The organism is Marinomonas sp. AWM4_232, assembly GCF_056158325.1.
In genome coordinates this window covers 2,930,886-2,946,849 of the sequence record NZ_JBSWTA010000001.1, presented here as the reverse complement: position 1 = coordinate 2,946,849, position 15,964 = coordinate 2,930,886, and the positions used below count along the sequence as shown (strand labels likewise).

The 15,964-nt window shown below is 43.5% G+C and carries 14 protein-coding genes; 6 read left to right on the top strand and 8 right to left on the bottom strand.

All coding sequences use genetic code 11. From position 1 onward, the window contains the following. Window position 1: 1 nt before the first annotated feature. Complete coding sequence (locus tag ACXAC1_RS13970; RefSeq protein WP_475062205.1) at window positions 2–1,579, bottom strand: cytochrome ubiquinol oxidase subunit I; 1,578 nt, start codon at window positions 1,577–1,579, stop codon at window positions 2–4. A 377-nt stretch (window positions 1,580–1,956) separates the two neighbouring features. Then, complete coding sequence (gene arfB / locus ACXAC1_RS13965; RefSeq protein ID WP_475062203.1) at window positions 1,957–2,370, bottom strand: alternative ribosome rescue aminoacyl-tRNA hydrolase ArfB; 414 nt, start codon at window positions 2,368–2,370, stop codon at window positions 1,957–1,959. Window positions 2,371–2,501: 131 nt separating this feature from the next. On the opposite strand from arfB, the gene hisA reads away from it, so the two are divergent. Both hisA and ACXAC1_RS13955 read left to right on the top strand, forming a co-directional pair. Then, window positions 2,502–3,263, top strand: coding sequence for a phosphoribosylformimino-5-aminoimidazole carboxamide ribotide isomerase (gene hisA / locus ACXAC1_RS13960; RefSeq protein WP_475062201.1), 762 nt, complete (start codon window positions 2,502–2,504; stop codon window positions 3,261–3,263). A 122-nt stretch (window positions 3,264–3,385) separates the two neighbouring features. Beyond that, on the top strand, window positions 3,386–4,153 hold the full coding sequence (locus ACXAC1_RS13955) for a hypothetical protein (RefSeq protein WP_475062199.1): 768 nt from the start codon (window positions 3,386–3,388) through the stop codon (window positions 4,151–4,153). A gap of 9 nt (window positions 4,154–4,162) precedes the next feature. Here the strand turns inward: ACXAC1_RS13955 and ACXAC1_RS13950 are convergent, their stop codons facing one another. After that, complete coding sequence (locus ACXAC1_RS13950) at window positions 4,163–5,836, bottom strand: diacylglycerol kinase family protein (protein WP_475062197.1); 1,674 nt, start codon at window positions 5,834–5,836, stop codon at window positions 4,163–4,165. 321 nt (window positions 5,837–6,157) lie between these two features. Here ACXAC1_RS13950 and rsgA point away from each other — a divergent pair, with 321 nt between their 5' ends. After that, window positions 6,158–7,135, top strand: coding sequence for a GTPase RsgA (gene rsgA / locus ACXAC1_RS13945; protein ID WP_475062195.1), 978 nt, complete (start codon window positions 6,158–6,160; stop codon window positions 7,133–7,135). 47 nt (window positions 7,136–7,182) lie between these two features. Here the strand turns inward: rsgA and ACXAC1_RS13940 are convergent, their stop codons facing one another. Beyond that, complete coding sequence (locus tag ACXAC1_RS13940) at window positions 7,183–8,556, bottom strand: peptidoglycan DD-metalloendopeptidase family protein (RefSeq protein WP_475062193.1); 1,374 nt, start codon at window positions 8,554–8,556, stop codon at window positions 7,183–7,185. A gap of 184 nt (window positions 8,557–8,740) precedes the next feature. Between ACXAC1_RS13940 and ACXAC1_RS13935 the strand changes: the two genes are divergently transcribed. The 3 genes from ACXAC1_RS13935 to ACXAC1_RS13925 all read left to right on the top strand — a co-directional run bounded on the left by ACXAC1_RS13935 (window position 8,741) and on the right by ACXAC1_RS13925 (window position 11,285). Then, the gene (locus tag ACXAC1_RS13935) at window positions 8,741–9,319 is read left to right on the top strand and encodes a hypothetical protein (protein ID WP_475062191.1); all 579 of its coding nucleotides are present in this window, start codon (window positions 8,741–8,743) and stop codon (window positions 9,317–9,319) included. Window positions 9,320–9,439: 120 nt separating this feature from the next. Continuing rightward, window positions 9,440–10,411, top strand: a complete 972-nt coding sequence (locus ACXAC1_RS13930) for a VRR-NUC domain-containing protein (RefSeq protein ID WP_475062189.1) — start codon at window positions 9,440–9,442, stop codon at window positions 10,409–10,411. A gap of 82 nt (window positions 10,412–10,493) precedes the next feature. After that, window positions 10,494–11,285 (top strand): formate dehydrogenase accessory sulfurtransferase FdhD, encoded by a 792-nt coding sequence (locus ACXAC1_RS13925; protein ID WP_475062187.1) that lies wholly within the window; start codon window positions 10,494–10,496, stop codon window positions 11,283–11,285. 131 nt (window positions 11,286–11,416) lie between these two features. On the opposite strand, the gene ACXAC1_RS13920 is transcribed toward ACXAC1_RS13925, so the two are convergent. From ACXAC1_RS13920 to ACXAC1_RS13905, 4 genes are all read right to left on the bottom strand, one after another. Then, complete coding sequence (locus tag ACXAC1_RS13920) at window positions 11,417–12,460, bottom strand: protein-glutamate methylesterase/protein-glutamine glutaminase (protein WP_475062185.1); 1,044 nt, start codon at window positions 12,458–12,460, stop codon at window positions 11,417–11,419. A 17-nt stretch (window positions 12,461–12,477) separates the two neighbouring features. Next, window positions 12,478–13,092 carry a chemoreceptor glutamine deamidase CheD gene (gene cheD / locus ACXAC1_RS13915; protein WP_475062183.1) on the bottom strand — a complete coding sequence of 205 codons (615 nt, stop codon included), beginning with the start codon at window positions 13,090–13,092 and terminating at the stop codon, window positions 12,478–12,480. Window positions 13,093–13,103: 11 nt separating this feature from the next. Beyond that, window positions 13,104–13,901, bottom strand: a complete 798-nt coding sequence (locus tag ACXAC1_RS13910) for a CheR family methyltransferase (RefSeq protein WP_475062181.1) — start codon at window positions 13,899–13,901, stop codon at window positions 13,104–13,106. Between the two features lie 95 nt (window positions 13,902–13,996). After that, on the bottom strand, window positions 13,997–15,871 hold the full coding sequence (locus ACXAC1_RS13905; RefSeq protein ID WP_475062179.1) for a methyl-accepting chemotaxis protein: 1,875 nt from the start codon (window positions 15,869–15,871) through the stop codon (window positions 13,997–13,999). Between the last annotated feature and the right edge of the window lie 93 nt (window positions 15,872–15,964).

The following is a 15,964-nucleotide window of genomic DNA, read 5'->3' as shown; positions in this document are numbered from 1 at the left end:
CTTAAACCTCCTGCGCTTTAAGCTGGTCTGTTTCTTTCTCTAGCGCATAGCGACCAGTGTGCAGACTTGAAGGACCTTGTTTCGCAAAGCGGATCATCAAGTACATTTCTGCAATTAAGAACACAGTGTACAAAGCAGTCATAAGACCTAGTGACAACCAAATTTGACCTGTTGTCAGATTCGACACCGCCACGTGAACAGGCAGCACTTCACCAATGGCCCAAGGCTGACGACCGTATTCCGCTACAAACCAACCGGTTTCACAGGCAATCCATGGTAGCGGTAGCGTGAACATAATGGCTTTGAGGAATAGACGGTTCTGACCAATACGGCGACGAGCATTTTGGTAGAAAGCCACTGCAAAAGTGACCAACATTAGGAAACCAGCTGCCACCATGATGCGGAACGACCAGAATAACGGCGCCACTTTAGGAATAGAGTAATCGACCGCCATATCTAATTGCTCTGGTGTGACGTTATCAAGATCTTCAGTGAAAGCGGTCACCAATAGACCGTAGCCTAAGTCATCTTTCACTTTATCAAAGTTCTCTCTAAGCAACGGGTCTTCGTTACCAGCACGTAGTTCAGCTAGTAACTGATTAGCGTAAATACCGTTAATGATACGCTGACGGTGATATTCTTTTAGCTCTTTGATACCTACCACTTCTTCGTCTAGAGAACGTGTAGCAATCAAGCCCATCAAGCCAGGGATGCGCAAGGCATATTCTGTTTCTTCAAGTTCCTGATTCGGGAAGCCGATCACGGTAAACGGTGCTGGTGGCTCATGAGTTTCCCATTCCGCTTCAACCGCAGCCAGTTTAACTCGCTGTACTTCACCTAGCTCGTAACCTGACTCGTCACCTAGGATGATAACGCTTAAAGTAGCGGCTAAACCGAACGCTGAAGCGATGGCGAAAGAACGACGCGCAAAGGCTAGATCACGGTTTTTAAGTAAGTAGTAGCTAGAGATCACAAGTACGAAGATCGCACCGGTTACATAACCCGCTGAAACAGTGTGTACAAATTTCACCTGCGCCACTGGGTTAAATAACAAAGCACCGAAGTCCACCAACTCCATACGCATGGTTTGGTAATTAAACTCAGAGCCGACTGGGTTTTGCATCCAACCGTTGGCAATCAAGATCCACAATGCAGATAAGTTAGATCCTAGTGCAACCAGCCAAGTCACCATTAGGTGCTTCACTTTGCTTAAACGATCCCAACCGAAGAAGAACAAACCAACCAATGTTGATTCTAGGAAGAAGGCCATCAAACCTTCGATCGCCAATGGCGCACCAAAGATATCGCCTACGTAATGCGAGTAGTAAGACCAGTTTGTTCCGAACTGGAACTCCATAGTCAAACCGGTTGTAACACCTAGGGCGAAGTTAATCCCGAACAACTTACCCCAAAAGCGCACCATGTCTTTGTACACCTGTTTGCCAGTAATGACGTACACAGACTCCATAATCGCGAGAAGGAAAGAGAGGCCTAAAGTCAGAGGTACAAACAAAAAGTGGTACATGGCTGTGAGCGCAAACTGTAATCGCGAAAGCTCTACAACTGCTTCATTAATCATGATCTTAACCCATGTCTAACGTAAGAAAACGGCGGCGCTTCCTAGGCACTTCAATGCTCTTATTTCTTTTGGTCGCCAACTAATGCCAAGTCATTCAATGAATGTATGGTTAGCATACATTTGAATTATTTATTAACTGCGCTTATGGGTCATTGCGTTAGATCAATAAATGTCACTTATGAGTTCACTTAAAGCAGCTTACACATTCTTTACAAGAAGTTTTTTCAACACCTAGCCAACAACGCCACCCAGTGTATCGCAGAATGCTACATTAGAATCTCATTAACCAAAACAGTCAACACAAAAAGCAATAAGCTTATATTAATTTGAAATAAGGAGATGTTTCTTATATCAGTTGTTAATAATAAAGCCTTGGCTCACCACTTTGCCTGTCGCTGACTTTTGATAGCACCTCGTGCTTTTTTGTTATCTAGGCGTTTTCTCTGCGAGCTTTTGGTTGGCTTAGTTGGACGGCGCATTTTTTGTGGGCGAATGGCCTCAAGAATTAAGCTTTGCAAACGATTTAAGGCATCTTCACGATTCGCTTCTTGGGTGCGAAACTGCTGCGCTTTAATGATAAGAACCCCATCTTTTGAAATGCGGCCATCTTTTAAATCAAGTAATGGTTCTTTGATACGGTCAGGCAAAGATGACTGTAAAATGTCGAAGCGTAGATGTATGGCACTGGAGACTTTGTTAACATTTTGACCGCCAGCCCCTTGTGCACGTATCGCCGTCATCTCAATTTCATGATCAGGAATTTCAACAGTATTGGAGATTTTCAGCGACATAAGTTTCCCTAGAGAGGTTATTTGTAAGCAATGTATTGTAACAGCAGACACAGGTTTCATAATCTTGCTTCGCATCTTTTGACAAGTTCGTTACAATCACTGTCCTTTTTGATTGGATACTGGAGCCTTCAGTGACACTATTTCGTCCATGCATCGACCTACATCAGGGTAAAGTTAAGCAAATTGTAGGCGGGAGCTTGAATGATACTGGCGCAAAAGAAAACTTCATTAGCGACTATGATGCAGCCTATTACGCCACCCTATATCGTGAACATGGCCTCACCGGTGGCCACGTTATTGCACTAGGCAAAGACAAGCAAAACAAATTGGAAGCATTAAGTGCATTACGAGCTTATCCAGACGGCCTCCAATACGGCGGTGGCGTGACCGTAAAAAATGCCGCTGAATATCTAAAAGCAGGCGCATCCCACGTCATCGTGACATCTTATCTTTTTCAAGACGGTGAGTTCTCTTGGGACCGCTTAGACAAAATTAAGCGTGAAACAGGAACCGATCGTTTGGTGCTTGATTTAAGCTGCCGTCAAGTGGGTGACAGTTGGTTTATTGCCACAGATCGCTGGCAAACAGTGACCTCAACTGAAGTCAATTTGGAAAACTTAATTGAGCTTGCCAATCACTGTGACGAATTCTTGATTCATGCGGCAGACGTTGAAGGCCTGCAAGCTGGCATTGATGAGAAGTTAGTAGCTTTGTTAGGTCAAGGCTGCCCTATAGACGTCACTTATGCTGGTGGTGCAAGATCTTTGAACGACCTTAAAAGAGTTCATGAATTGTCTAATGGTGAGGTGGATTTAACCATTGGCAGTGCATTAGATATCTTTGGCGGCAAAGGAGTAACACTAGAAGATTGTATTGCTTGGAACACCAGATAATGAAAGAGCTCTAGTACATCAAGGGATGTTGATTTCCCTTGATGTGTTTACGACTCCTTCACTCGACATCGCAGCCCCATTACCGCATACTTGGCGCATATTTTTTCATTTTAGGAATTTTTTTGAGTATGAGGATCTTACGCACCAGTTTTGTTCTTTTCCCTTTGTTATTGTCAGCGTGTTCCTTACCTACAACTTCGACGCCCAGTAGCGTACCTGTTAGTGAACCAGTTTCTGTAGATACACAGATAGAGGAACCAGCTGCACCACACGATGCCACACCAGAAAAACAAACATCGGATGTTAAAGAGTCAGAGCACATAAACAAAGCGACGGATGAAGAGCTATTAACTCAATATAAAAATCTTCAACTGTTAGCGCAACAAAATATCGAGGAACTTGAGCAGCGTTTAGGTCGAACCATTAGCCCAAAAGAGCTATCGGTTCCCTCTATAAATGACTCAGCTCTTCTGGCTAGTAAAGTAGAAGAGTTAAAGAGTTATACAAGTGACTTAACATCTCAAATTGTGGCACTTGATAAACGCGTTAATCAACGCAGGGAACATCCGAGTAAAGGAGATGTGTTGCAACTCCATTTGTCTTCTGTTGAGGTGACAAAAGATAGAGCGTTTAAAGCACCATCACTAGTCGGTAACTGGGTTCGTGGAGAGTCTCGTATCATCAAGCTGACAGAAAACTTTCTGGTAGAGAATGCGATGTCTGAGCCGCTAAGTATTACTTTCACTGAATCCTATCAGATCATAATTAACCAAAAATTGATTGGCACCTTTGCTCCAACTCGCAATAAATACGAGCTGGAGTTTGATGCTCCAACATCAGATAACTCAGGTCAAGTTACTGGAACATTAAAAATTCGACTTGAAGGTTAATTTCTCCAGCTATGGGGAGTGCTTATTTAAGTGCTCTCCTATCTGACTTCCAACACTTTCATGCTTCATCGGAACCATAACCGATAAAGATTTTGGAATCATCTCTATCGTAATTTGATCAGCGCTACGATTCTCGCCATCCAAAACATATTCCATCGTACTACTGGACTTCAAAGACACACGATACGCAGTGGTATGATTGACCCCTTCATAGACATGATCCTCAAGTCGATTTGTTAGGCCGTGCCCTACCAGTTCCAATAAATTCAGTAATTGGGCTCTATCTGGGGACAGCCAGGTCAGATCCATCACACCATCAGAGATATCTGGCGCACCTTTACCCTGTGCAAGCAATGTAGTCACTGGCGCAGCATTGGCGATCGTCAAACTCGGCGTATTAATTTCAATGGTTTCATGATCATTAATACAAACTTGATAAGTCGTAGACTCATTCGCAGTAATTGCCTCAGAGAGACCTTGCAGGTAAGCCAATTGGCCACTGGTATTTTTCTTGGTCCTATCGGCTTTGACAATCATTTGTTGCTCAAAGCCAACACCACAAAGCATGAGCATCACCTCGTCATTACATTTGGCTGTATCAATACGACGTTCAACCCCTTCAATTAACGCCATACAAGCAGTTTGAATCGGATTTAATTTGACACCAATCCCACACAGCGCATAACTCAAAGCGTTCGCTGTTCCAAGAGGAATAATCCCCAGCTTAATTTGTGTATTCACTAACTCTTGCGCTACTTCCGCCACGGTTCCATCGCCACCACAGGCAATGATTAGGTCAGGCTTTGCTGCAACCGCTTGTTTGGCCCAAAAGCTACCATTCCGCTCCTCTGACGTGGTCTTAATATTTAGATCATAGTAAGGACTTAATAACTCAAGAATCTGCTCTTTGCTGTGTTCCCATTGGCGTGTTCCAGCAACCGGATTTGCAATCAGCCAAGCGCTATTTTTTACCTTTAAGGCCTGCTTATGATGCAATGTTGTCAGTTCATGCAGTTGCTTTCTATTTAAATGGACACTTTTCCTTACGGCTTTGATCTGCTTTAGAACACTGGCGGGCGTTTTATCAGGGTGTTGGCTAAGCAAATAAGCCGCCATCATAAACACTGAGCGACCTCTACCCAACGCACAATGCACGATCACGCTACGACCATCTTTTCGGTGGGTATGAATCCAATTCAGTGCTCGCTCTACTTGGGCTTCAGTGGGAGTCGAATGATCTAAAATGGGGACATTTAAGTAATCAATCTCTTCCCCTAATAGGGTCCAATTTAGGGAGTCAAATTCCGCCGTGACATCTAATACTGCACCGATGTCATGATAGCGAAGTGTGTGTATGTCCGAGGGAAATAAGCGACGTGCTAAAAATAACCCTGACTCCACTTCTTGGATTGCAGGCACCTTGTCACGTCGACGGGCAACCGCGTTATAGCATTGTGTCATCCAAAGAAAAGGCCACAGTAGCCAACGAATCGCTATTGGAATGGTGCCATTTGCACGTTTGCGAAAAATGGTAGGTTTATTCAACAGGTAAGCAAGACTGACTGCAAAAAATGAAGCCGCAGCCCACACCCAAGCACTTCGAAAATAGACATCAGCCGTACTGATACTTAAAAAGAGAAAAACTAAGCCAAGTAACAGATAGACATTTGTGTGTAGCAACATACTTATGACTCCCTAGAAAATGCTCATAGGCATCATTATTTATATCCGTAACGACTTACCTTATCGATAACGACAATACCCGTAAATCAAAGCACAGAATATGCCTATTTTAATGCACGAACTTACACATTATGAAAAATCATAAAACTCAAAAAAGACATTTGTACTGGTTAAACACTGTGCTACTCTCGAATATGATTGACTTGCTGTTATTGGGTACTCTTTAACCATAGTCAATTGTTCACAGGAACGGCTACTTTTGCATTCTAGTGGCTATTCTTTATCTCGTTTGTTGGTGTTTATGCACCTGGAGTTATCTTAATGGATGCATCTATCTCTTTGTTTGAACTAGGATGGCAAACCTACTTCCAGCAACAGTTGTCATTGGATGACCTAGAATTGCACAAAATTGCACGTGTTTGCCAAGTAGAACCCTCACAGTACGCTCTGCTTTCAGAAAACGGCTTGATCTCTTTATCCAAACACACCTCACAGCCTAACATGACCATTGGGGATTGGGTGGTGGTCGATGCGGCTAGCCAGTTCGTTCGAAAATTAGACCGAAGTGCGCTTTTCAATCAAGATCAACATCTAATTGCTTCCAATATCGACACAGTTTTAATTGTCAGCGCTCTTGATGAGTCATTTAATTTGGACTTAATCAAACGTTACTTAGAACTAGTTCACGATGCGGAAGCAGACGCCATTGTGGTCCTTACCAAAGCAGACCTTTGCGACAGCGTAGAAGAAAAACGCGATCAAGTTCAGCAATTAAATCCTCTGCTGATGATTGAGACGGTAAACACTAAATCTGACGAACCTCTAGAAGCTTTAAAAGGTTTCTTTAAAAAGGGCAAGACCGTTGCCATTTTGGGGGCTCCGGGGTCAGGCAAGTCTCGCTTAGTACGAAGCCTAATCGATGTTGAAGCGGATACAACGCACTTTTCAGTCAAGCAAGATGCCTTATTTAGACTTCCTAATGGTGCGGTTTTACTGGATTCTCCCGCTCTACGAGAGTTGCAAGCTAACGAAGCGTTAAGCTCCGTCTCTGGCCTTGAGAAAGTCGCCAAGCTTGCGGAGAAATGCCGTTTTAATGACTGCACACACTCCAATGAACCGGGCTGTGCTGTTAAGCAGGCCGTTGAACAAGGTGAACTTGAAGAACAGCGGGTAAAAGCGTTTAAGCGCTCAAGTTTCTTCCAAGATGACGATGGGGGGCAAAAATCCAAACCCCACGATAAGTTTCATCGTAGTGCTCACTCTGAAGCGAGAGCACGAAAGCACAGTCTTTCTGAGTAGCACTATCTCCCATAAAAAAACCTGCCGCGGCAGGTTTTTTATGCTTTCTACAATATGTCTTTCGCATCCATCATTGCAGTCCAGCTAGCAATAGCTTTATCGAACTCCCCTCGCTCTGATTTAGGAATCGACTGCATAGTCGGAATCTTGGCTTTCATAGGGTTAACTGGACGACCATTGATATGCAGCTCGTAATGCAAGTGAGGCCCAGTAACTCGACCAGTGGAGCCAGATAATGCAATCACTTGCCCACGCTTCACCCGTTGACCTTTTTTAACGAGGATCTTACTCAAGTGTAAAAAACGCGTACTGTACTTACCGATATTATCAATATCAATGTACTTACCCGCGTAACGATGATTGGCTGTTCGTCTTACAATTCCATCACCCGTTGCCAGCACCTTGGTTCCACTTGGCGTGGCCAAGTCTGTACCATTGTGCGGCGAAGGTCGGCCTGTAACAGGATGCATTCGATTTGGGTTGAAACCAGAACTAACACGGTAAGTCACAGATGTAGGCCAACGACGCAAAGCAGGTGTTAAACTGTTCCCCGACTCATCATAGAATCGGCCATCAGAACTATTGAGGAAGGCCTGATAGTATTGGCCGCGAACCTTGATACGTATCGCTTCGACCTGTTCACTGCCAACTTTTTCGCCGTTCACATCCCCTTGCTTAAGTACCACATCAAATGGGTCTCCTGCACGGATATCACGACGAAAATCTAAACGTCCTTTTAACAAATCGCTGATCGTCATCACGTTTGCATCCGACAGCCCTGCTCGCTTCGCGGACAGATAAAAACTCCCTTCTACTGCGCCGTGCTTAGTAAATTGACTCCATGAAATAGGCTTCAATTCTTCTTTGTAAACGAAGCCACCGTTGTCATGCTGCACGTATGCAATGGTCTTACTTGGGTCAATTTTACGGGAAATACGAATCAGCTCATCTTTGTCATTCGTTTCAAAGCGTAAACTGTCTCCTACTTGAAGCGGTTCAAGTACCAAGTATTCTTGGTCTGCTTCTAACACACTATAAAGGGTATTAATTGGAAAACCGTAGCGCTGAAAAATACCTTCTAGAGTGTCTCCAGATTTGATTTGGTGTTCCACAGCTCTTGGCTTAGGTGCTGATTGGGCAACCTGATCAACAACAGATGGTGCTTGTTCACGCTCACCTATACCAGTTGGCGGGGCAAGATCATTCAAATCAGGAGGAAGTGGGGCCGTCGCAATTTGTGTCGTAATCGGGGTTAGCTCTATGCGACTATTCGGAAGAGCTCGGTAATTTTCAGCCCGTTGATCATCTTCAACGGAGCCTTCGTAAATCATCAAAAACAACACAAAGACCGTAACAATAAGGAGAGCCCACAATCGTGGACCGCGAGGCAGCCAGCGCAGTTTTTTGTTTGGTTGAACCATAGAGAGTAAACTTCTTTCCAGGGCAGCTCTCTGCTGCCATCTTGAGAGATATAATACTTTGGAAGATTAGCATTATATTGATACATAATTAAAAGACAGACACATCTTGCCTGAGTCTCAGAAAAAATGACAGTCTGCAAAATCAACTAATGCTATAAAATACAGCCTCTTACACATTCTTGATATGCAAAAATCAGACTTCATACAAGCCGCTTCATTGTCCAATCCATTTTACTATTTAGAAAATGCACTAACCGTTTGGCAATGGGTACTTAAGCATCACTGTGATTGTTTATGTACCGAAGAGATACAACGGCTGCAAGATATCTTAAACCTTCCACGTGATGCCCAAGCATTGTTGGTAAGAATGGTTATGCGTCAAGGGGAGCTGTTCCCTCTAGGCACTCTGCAATACGCTGAAATTGAGAACACCAATCAGGCCGTTGCCTTACTTGAAGACTTGAAGCTGATTGAGATGGACCCCTTAATTTCTTTGGACGAGGCCTACTCAAAGTTTAACAAAGAAATTATCTGGACGTTTTGTCATCGCCATTTCCCTGTTCCACCCAAAAAGAGTGAACGAAAAGATACGCTGTATCAGAGTCTAAAAAACGCTCAATGGGCGGAAAAACCAAGGACAGCACAAGACTGGGGAGATACAGAGCATTGGATTCGCTTACGACACCCGAGTTTTTATAAGCGAATTCAACTGATGTTTTTTGGCAATTTAGCACAAGACTGGTCTGAATTTATTGTGACATAGCTTGGGCATATCAAGTACGAATCCATCTCCTATCAGCCAGAGCTCAGGGCATTCACAGACCGTTCAGATATTGATCGATATTTACATTTCGATGACCTACAAGCCGACACTGAAAACACATTGCTTAATGGTGTCGACGTCTTAGAAATTGATCCTCTTTTACTGTCTTCTTGTCAAAATAGGTGGCTGGAAGCCAAACGGAAAAGAGTATGTTTTAAGCTTGCTCAACTATTCGAAAAGCACAACCTTTTAAAAGATGCCATTTCGCTGTATGACGCTACACAAAGCAATACTGCTCTGGTTCGCCAACTAAGGGTTATGGAGCGCTACGACTCCCCCGAAAGCATTATCCAAATCGCTCAATCCGCATTAAAGACTATCCAGCACAGTGAAACCAGCATTTACTTACAGCGTATCTTACACCGCCAACAGCGTAAGCTCGGCCTACCGGCAAAGAGAGCAAAGGCGCTAGAGGTTCCTGAATTATTACTCCATCTGCCTGCTTCAGAATATCGAGTCGAGAACGCCGTCGCTCAAACTCTTAGCACGTCATCATCGCCTGTATATTATGTAGAGAATCGATTAATACCAAGCTTGTGGGCACTTCTGTTCTGGCAGGCCATCTATGCCCCTATTGAAGGTGCGTTTCTACACCCTTTTCAGTCGGCACCACTGGATATTTACAGCAAAGACTTTTTCCAAGCGAGAGCCAATCAGCTTTCTAAACTAAGAGCGACCATTGTTGATGGCTCCTATCAGGCGATTATTCGTCGTCATTATCATAAGAAACATTCACTTCAGTGCCCATTTATTCATTGGCCAAGCTTATCAGAAGAGCTGATTGACCTTGCGCTAGACAATATTTCGAGTGAACAATTGAGAGGAATGTTTGATTATTTGGAGCAGGATTTACGTCAACATAAACGTGGTATGCCTGACTTAATCCAATTTATGACAGAGGAAAAAAGCATTCGCTTTATCGAAGTGAAAGCGCCGAACGACCGCCTTCAGACCAGCCAAAATCTATGGCTAGAAGCCCTGATAAAGCTAAAGATTAAAAGTTATGTTGCCAAAGTCACTTGGCAGTCTTAAATAGACATGTGTGAGTCGTATCTTTCAGGTAAGGTACCTGATTCAATATCATAAAATCAGTTTAGCATCAGTGAGTAAGATTATGGCGGCTTTAGGCACAGTAACGAACAGCTACATGGATAGTCATGGTTTGCATGAGACGGAGCTGGTTCAAGAAACCCCAATCGCAATCAGTATCAACGATGTAAATTACGCAGTAATTATGGTCACAGACGTTGATGTAGAGGCTTTTGTAGCGGGATTCGCTTTCTCTGAAGGCCTTATTAATCAGGCTAGTGAAATATTAGACATCGAATTTCGCTCTATTGAAGCCAGCGACCAAATCAGTTCGCCACACCATATATTGGCAAACTTAGTACTCACAAACCGAGCATTACAAAGAAGTCGCTCTATTATGCGACAAAGACGCGGAGCCAGCGGCTGCGGTTTATGTGGCATCGAAGCAGTCGAGCAAGCGTTCCCTAAGCTGACACCTTACCCCCCCATACCTACATTGTCTGATGATATATGGCTTGGCGCTAAAGCTACTTTCTCAGATCATCAAATGATTGGCCGGACATCTGGAGCCATTCATGGTGCTATGCTATTGAACCAAGTGGGAGAGTTTGTAGCCTTTGCTGAAGACATTGGTCGACACAATGCTCTGGATAAGCTTATTGGTAAGGCAATGATTGCTCAGCATGGCCTGAAAGATTGCCATATTTTGATGAGTAGCCGTTGCAGTACGGAATTGATTATGAAAGCGACTCGTGCTCAGGTCGCAAGCCTCGCACATCTCGCCTCTCCTAGCCACTTAGCCGTGCAGCAGGCTAAGCAACTCGGCCTGCACCTTATCCATCTTCCGAGACACGCACCACCAAGACATTTCAACTAGCCTTTAATGTTAATGTACTCAACTATCCAGAGAACTCTGGCTTGCTCGAACACAGTTACGCCCTGAGTTTTTTGCTTCGTACAAAGCTGCATCTGCTTGCTTAATTTGCGTATACACTACAATTAAAGAGCTTAATCTCTAACATGCCGAGCAGATAAATGCTCGACTAGGTTGGAACCTATCTCCTCCAAGGGAACAATAGCATCCACCGCATTAAGTTCTACTGCAGCTCGTGGCATACCATACACAACACAAGTTTGTTCATCCTGAGCAACAGTGTACGCCCCCGTCTGGTGTATTTTATTTAGTCCTTGAGCACCATCTTTTCCCATACCAGTCAGCAATGCTGCTAAAGCAAATTTTCCTACTTCTGATGCAATAGAGCCAAATAGCACATCGACCGAAGGTCTATGACCACATACCTTGTCACCATCGAATACATCCGTAAACAAGTCATTGCCACGACGCACTACCCGCATATGAAAACCACCCGGAGCAAGATATGCACAACCTGGACGAATTCTTTCTCCGCCTTGGGCTTCAATGACAGTAAAGTCTGTCGTTCTGTCCAGACGATCGGCAAACGTCGTCGTAAACCCCACAGGCATATGCTGGGTCATGACCACAGCAAAGCTTTGAGCAGGAAGCTGTTGCAGAACACTATTAATAGCTTCAGTACCACCAGTAGAAGCTCCTATGGCGAGCACACGGTTTGCTTTTGTAGATGGTAGAGCAGGTCTTTTGATCGGTGAGCGAGAGTGACCCACTCTTGAGCGAGCAGCCATTTTGATTTTATTAATGACAGTACTTGAGTAGCGATGAAACATAGATAAATCATCGACTACAGGCTTAGCAATATAATCAACCGCACCTAGCTCTAGAGCACGCAGAGTGACATCGGCCTTTGAGCGTGTAAGAGTGGAAATCATGATGACGGGAGTTGGACGAGCCTTCATAAGAACTTCTAAAAAGCGAATGCCATCTACTTCCGGCATTTCTACGTCTAACGTGATCACATCAGGAGAGAGTTGGTTGACAAGTTTTTTGGCTTCAAAGGCATCTTGAGCAGCCCCAACAACCGATATGTCAGGATCCGCATTTAGAACTTCCGTTAACAATCTTCGAATTATTTCAGAATCATCGACCACTAAAACTTTAATAGGTTGATGTCGCATGCAAATTTACACCTTACTTAGAAGAGATCAATGTCACCTGAATCAACTTGACTACTCTCCACAACAGCTTTCTTATAGCGTAGTTCGTTATCAATTAACTCATTGTCATAATGATTTTTCAGTTTTTTCATCATCGCTTTTCCTGAGACAGGAAAAAAATTAACACGTCTTGGGTAGATGTCTAACAGATCGGAAGCATCTACTGGAATCTCTTCATTCTGCAGAAAAGATTGAATGAATTCAGCGTTATTCTTGCCCACATTATTCTGAACCATACCGCGAATAACTGCTCCGCCACCAAAAATTTTAGCTCTAAATCGATCACGACGCCCACCCAGCTTAACCAAATGGTTGATCAACATTTCCATGGCGTATACACCGTAGCGGCCAGATGCTGACAACAGGTCGTTTGGATCACCTTCAGGCAACAAGAAATGGTTCATACCGCCAACCTTAGAGATTGGATCATACAAGCAAACTGCAACACATGACCCCAATAAGGTTGTGATCATCATATCATCTGCGGTGGCGTAGTACTCACCAGGCAGCACTTTCATAGCATCCGTATCAAACTGGCGATCAAAATATTGCTTAGTCGCAAGATGTTCTTGAGCGTCTTCTCGTAATGCCATAACTCCCCCTACTAAACTTTCCTGTAAGCAGTTCGTCCAACTGGTGTTATTAAATGACCAAGATGATTAAAATTCTCCGAGTGACCCGCGATATAGAGTCCGCCTGGACGAAGTTTTTGTAGCAACTTTTCAAGAATCTGTACCTGGGTGTCTTTATCAAAATAAATCATCACATTACGGCAAAAAATCACATCCATTTCTTCCTGAACTGGATATTGATTATCAAGCAAATTGACCTGCCTAAATTCGATTAAATTCCTGAGCTGAGGCACTACTTTTGCGCTGCCTTGATTGTGCGCCTTTCCTTTTAGAAAGAAGCTTTTTTTATTGCTGATAGGGTCAACCTTTTCGATTGGGTAAACCCCTTGGCTTGCTTTATTCAAAACGTTACTGTCGATATCTGAAGCGACGATTTTGCTGGTAACATCGAACCGTCCAAATGCTTCCACTAAAGTCATAGCGATCGAATAAGGCTCTTCCCCAGTACTGGATGCCGCACACCATATGCGCTCGCATTGCTCTCCTGACTGAATAAACTCTTTCAACAGTTCAAAGTGATGTGGCTCACGAAAGAACGAAGTCAGATTTGTAGTCAGAGCATTAATAAAATGCTCTTGCTCACCTGGATGGGTTTCTAAATAGCTTAAATAGTTTTTAACACTATTAAGACCTAATTTTCGCACTCTGGGAGCGAGCCGGCTATATACTAGAGATATTTTACTATCCGCTAAGTTAATACCAGCTAAAGCCCGTAATTCAGCACGTACTTTATTGAAATCCACATCAGTATATGCAAACTCTCGTTCCATACTAGACACATCAGTATTTTGTTAAATATCAAGGTTTGTCACTAATAAGAGTTCTTAATAAAAGAGCTTAAATATTTAGTTCTCAGTCTTTGTAATTAGAACTCTTCCCAACCATCTTCATCCTCTAACGTAGGTTTTGGTAAAGGCTTAGCCTTTTTTATAGAGGTGGGGGTTTTCGCAGCCATAGGCCGCGCTTTGTCGACAGCTCGTTTAGGAGCAGAAATAGCTGGTCGGTTTATAAGTTGATGAGGAGTGTGATCATCAACTATAAACTGCCCCATATTGGTTGCCAACTGATCGGCTTGGTTCAATAAGCTTTCTGATGCGGCGGCAGCTTCTTCTACAAGAGCTGCGTTCTGTTGCGTCATCTCATCCATTTGCGATACGGCTTTGCCGATCTCATCTAGGCCCGAAGCCTGTTCAGAAGAAGCAGATGAAATATCGTTCATAATGCTATTTACTTTCTTAATCGCTTCGACGATTTCCTTCATGGTATCGCCAGACTTATTCACTAGCTCATTACCGGTAGAAATTTTAGCACCGGATTCAGAAATTAAGTCTTTAATTTCCTTGGCCGCATTAGCCGAGCGCTGAGCTAGCGTACGCACTTCCGAAGCAACGACCGCAAAGCCTCGGCCTTGTTCTCCAGCTCGTGCAGCCTCAACCGCGGCATTTAGAGCCAAGATATTTGTTTGGAAAGCGATACCATCAATCATACCGATGATATCTGAGATTTTTTGCGACGACTCATTAATCGAAGCCATGGTCACTACCACTTGCTCAATCAGCTCACCACCATCACTGGCAACCGATACAGCATTTGAAGCAAGACTTGTCGCTTGTTTAGCATTGTTTGAGTTTTGACGAACCGTACTAGTCAACTGCTCCATACTTGAGGCTGTTTCTTCAAGGTTGGCAGCTTGTTGCTCCGTACGACGGGACAAATCAGTGTTGCCATTTGAAATCTCACGGGCACCAACATAAACCGCATCCGAAGCACCTTTGATTTGTGTGATGACATCCGTCATGGTGACCAATAGACCATTAACCCCTTGGCATAAGCCAAGCAGTGAACCTGTTTTACCGTCTAAAGAGACTCGCTTAGTTAAGTCGTTCGCTGTTGCGGCTTCAATGGCTTCATTTACTTGTTCAACAGCAAGTTGCAATTGTTGCTCAGCTTCTACTTGTGCAGTGATATCAGTAGCATATTTAACTACTTTGTAGATATTGCCAAGGGCATCACGAATCGGGCTGTAGTTGGCTTGAATCCAAATTGTTTTTCCGTCTTTTCTTACGCGAGGGAAGCGGCCAACAAAATGATCACCTGATTTCAATCTGCGCCAGAAGTCTTTATATTCTTCAGATTGTCTAAAGTCAGCATCCACAAACATACTATGGTGCTTCCCTCGAACTTCATCAATCGTATAACCAAGAGCATTCAAGAAATTACTGTTTGCATCGTAAATGACCCCTTCTAGATTGAAGGAAATTACAGCCTGTGCGTTAGAAATCGCGTCTAATTGACTCGCATAGTCAGCGGATTGATTTTTCTTGGCAGTAATGTCAGAGGCAAATTTAACAACTTTGAAAGGCTTTCCATTTTCATCAAAAATAGGGTTATAGCTTGCTTCAATCCAAATACGCTTACCTTGCTTAGTAATACGAGAAAACTCTCCTGCTTGAAACTCTCCACGAGCAAGATTGGTCCAAAATTCACGGTATTCATTAGTATTACGCGTTTGATCATCTACAAAAATAGCATGATGCTTACCTACCACTTCATCTAGCGAGTAGCCTAATGCATTCAGAAAGTTATCATTGGCAAATAGGATATTACCCTTCAAATCAAATTCGATAACCGCTTGTGACTTTGATAGTGCCTCAATTTGCCCACGTAAATTGATCAGTTCTTGTTGAGAAACGATTACCTGTCCATCTTCTAATGGTTTTGCAAATAAGCCTTTAAACATAATATTTAACCTTCCTACCTAAGTTTGTATGACACCACAACATTTTGCATAGCAAGGGTTGATGGTGATAAATACCAAGTTGCAACTTATGTT

What these genes read in the sequence shown, in the direction of transcription:
- ACXAC1_RS13970 (WP_475062205.1), bottom strand. Translation starts at nt 1,579, where the DNA reads ATGATTAATGAAGCAGTTGTAGAGCTTTCGCGATTACAGTTTGCGCTC.
- arfB (WP_475062203.1), bottom strand. Translation starts at nt 2,370, where the DNA reads ATGTCGCTGAAAATCTCCAATACTGTTGAAATTCCTGATCATGAAATT.
- ACXAC1_RS13950 (WP_475062197.1), bottom strand. Translation starts at nt 5,836, where the DNA reads ATGTTGCTACACACAAATGTCTATCTGTTACTTGGCTTAGTTTTTCTC.
- rsgA (WP_475062195.1), top strand. Translation starts at nt 6,158, where the DNA reads ATGGATGCATCTATCTCTTTGTTTGAACTAGGATGGCAAACCTACTTC.
- ACXAC1_RS13940 (WP_475062193.1), bottom strand. Translation starts at nt 8,556, where the DNA reads ATGGTTCAACCAAACAAAAAACTGCGCTGGCTGCCTCGCGGTCCACGA.
- ACXAC1_RS13935 (WP_475062191.1), top strand. Translation starts at nt 8,741, where the DNA reads ATGCAAAAATCAGACTTCATACAAGCCGCTTCATTGTCCAATCCATTT.
- ACXAC1_RS13925 (WP_475062187.1), top strand. Translation starts at nt 10,494, where the DNA reads ATGGCGGCTTTAGGCACAGTAACGAACAGCTACATGGATAGTCATGGT.
- ACXAC1_RS13920 (WP_475062185.1), bottom strand. Translation starts at nt 12,460, where the DNA reads ATGCGACATCAACCTATTAAAGTTTTAGTGGTCGATGATTCTGAAATA.
- cheD (WP_475062183.1), bottom strand. Translation starts at nt 13,092, where the DNA reads ATGGCATTACGAGAAGACGCTCAAGAACATCTTGCGACTAAGCAATAT.
- ACXAC1_RS13910 (WP_475062181.1), bottom strand. Translation starts at nt 13,901, where the DNA reads ATGGAACGAGAGTTTGCATATACTGATGTGGATTTCAATAAAGTACGT.
- ACXAC1_RS13905 (WP_475062179.1), bottom strand. Translation starts at nt 15,871, where the DNA reads ATGTTTAAAGGCTTATTTGCAAAACCATTAGAAGATGGACAGGTAATC.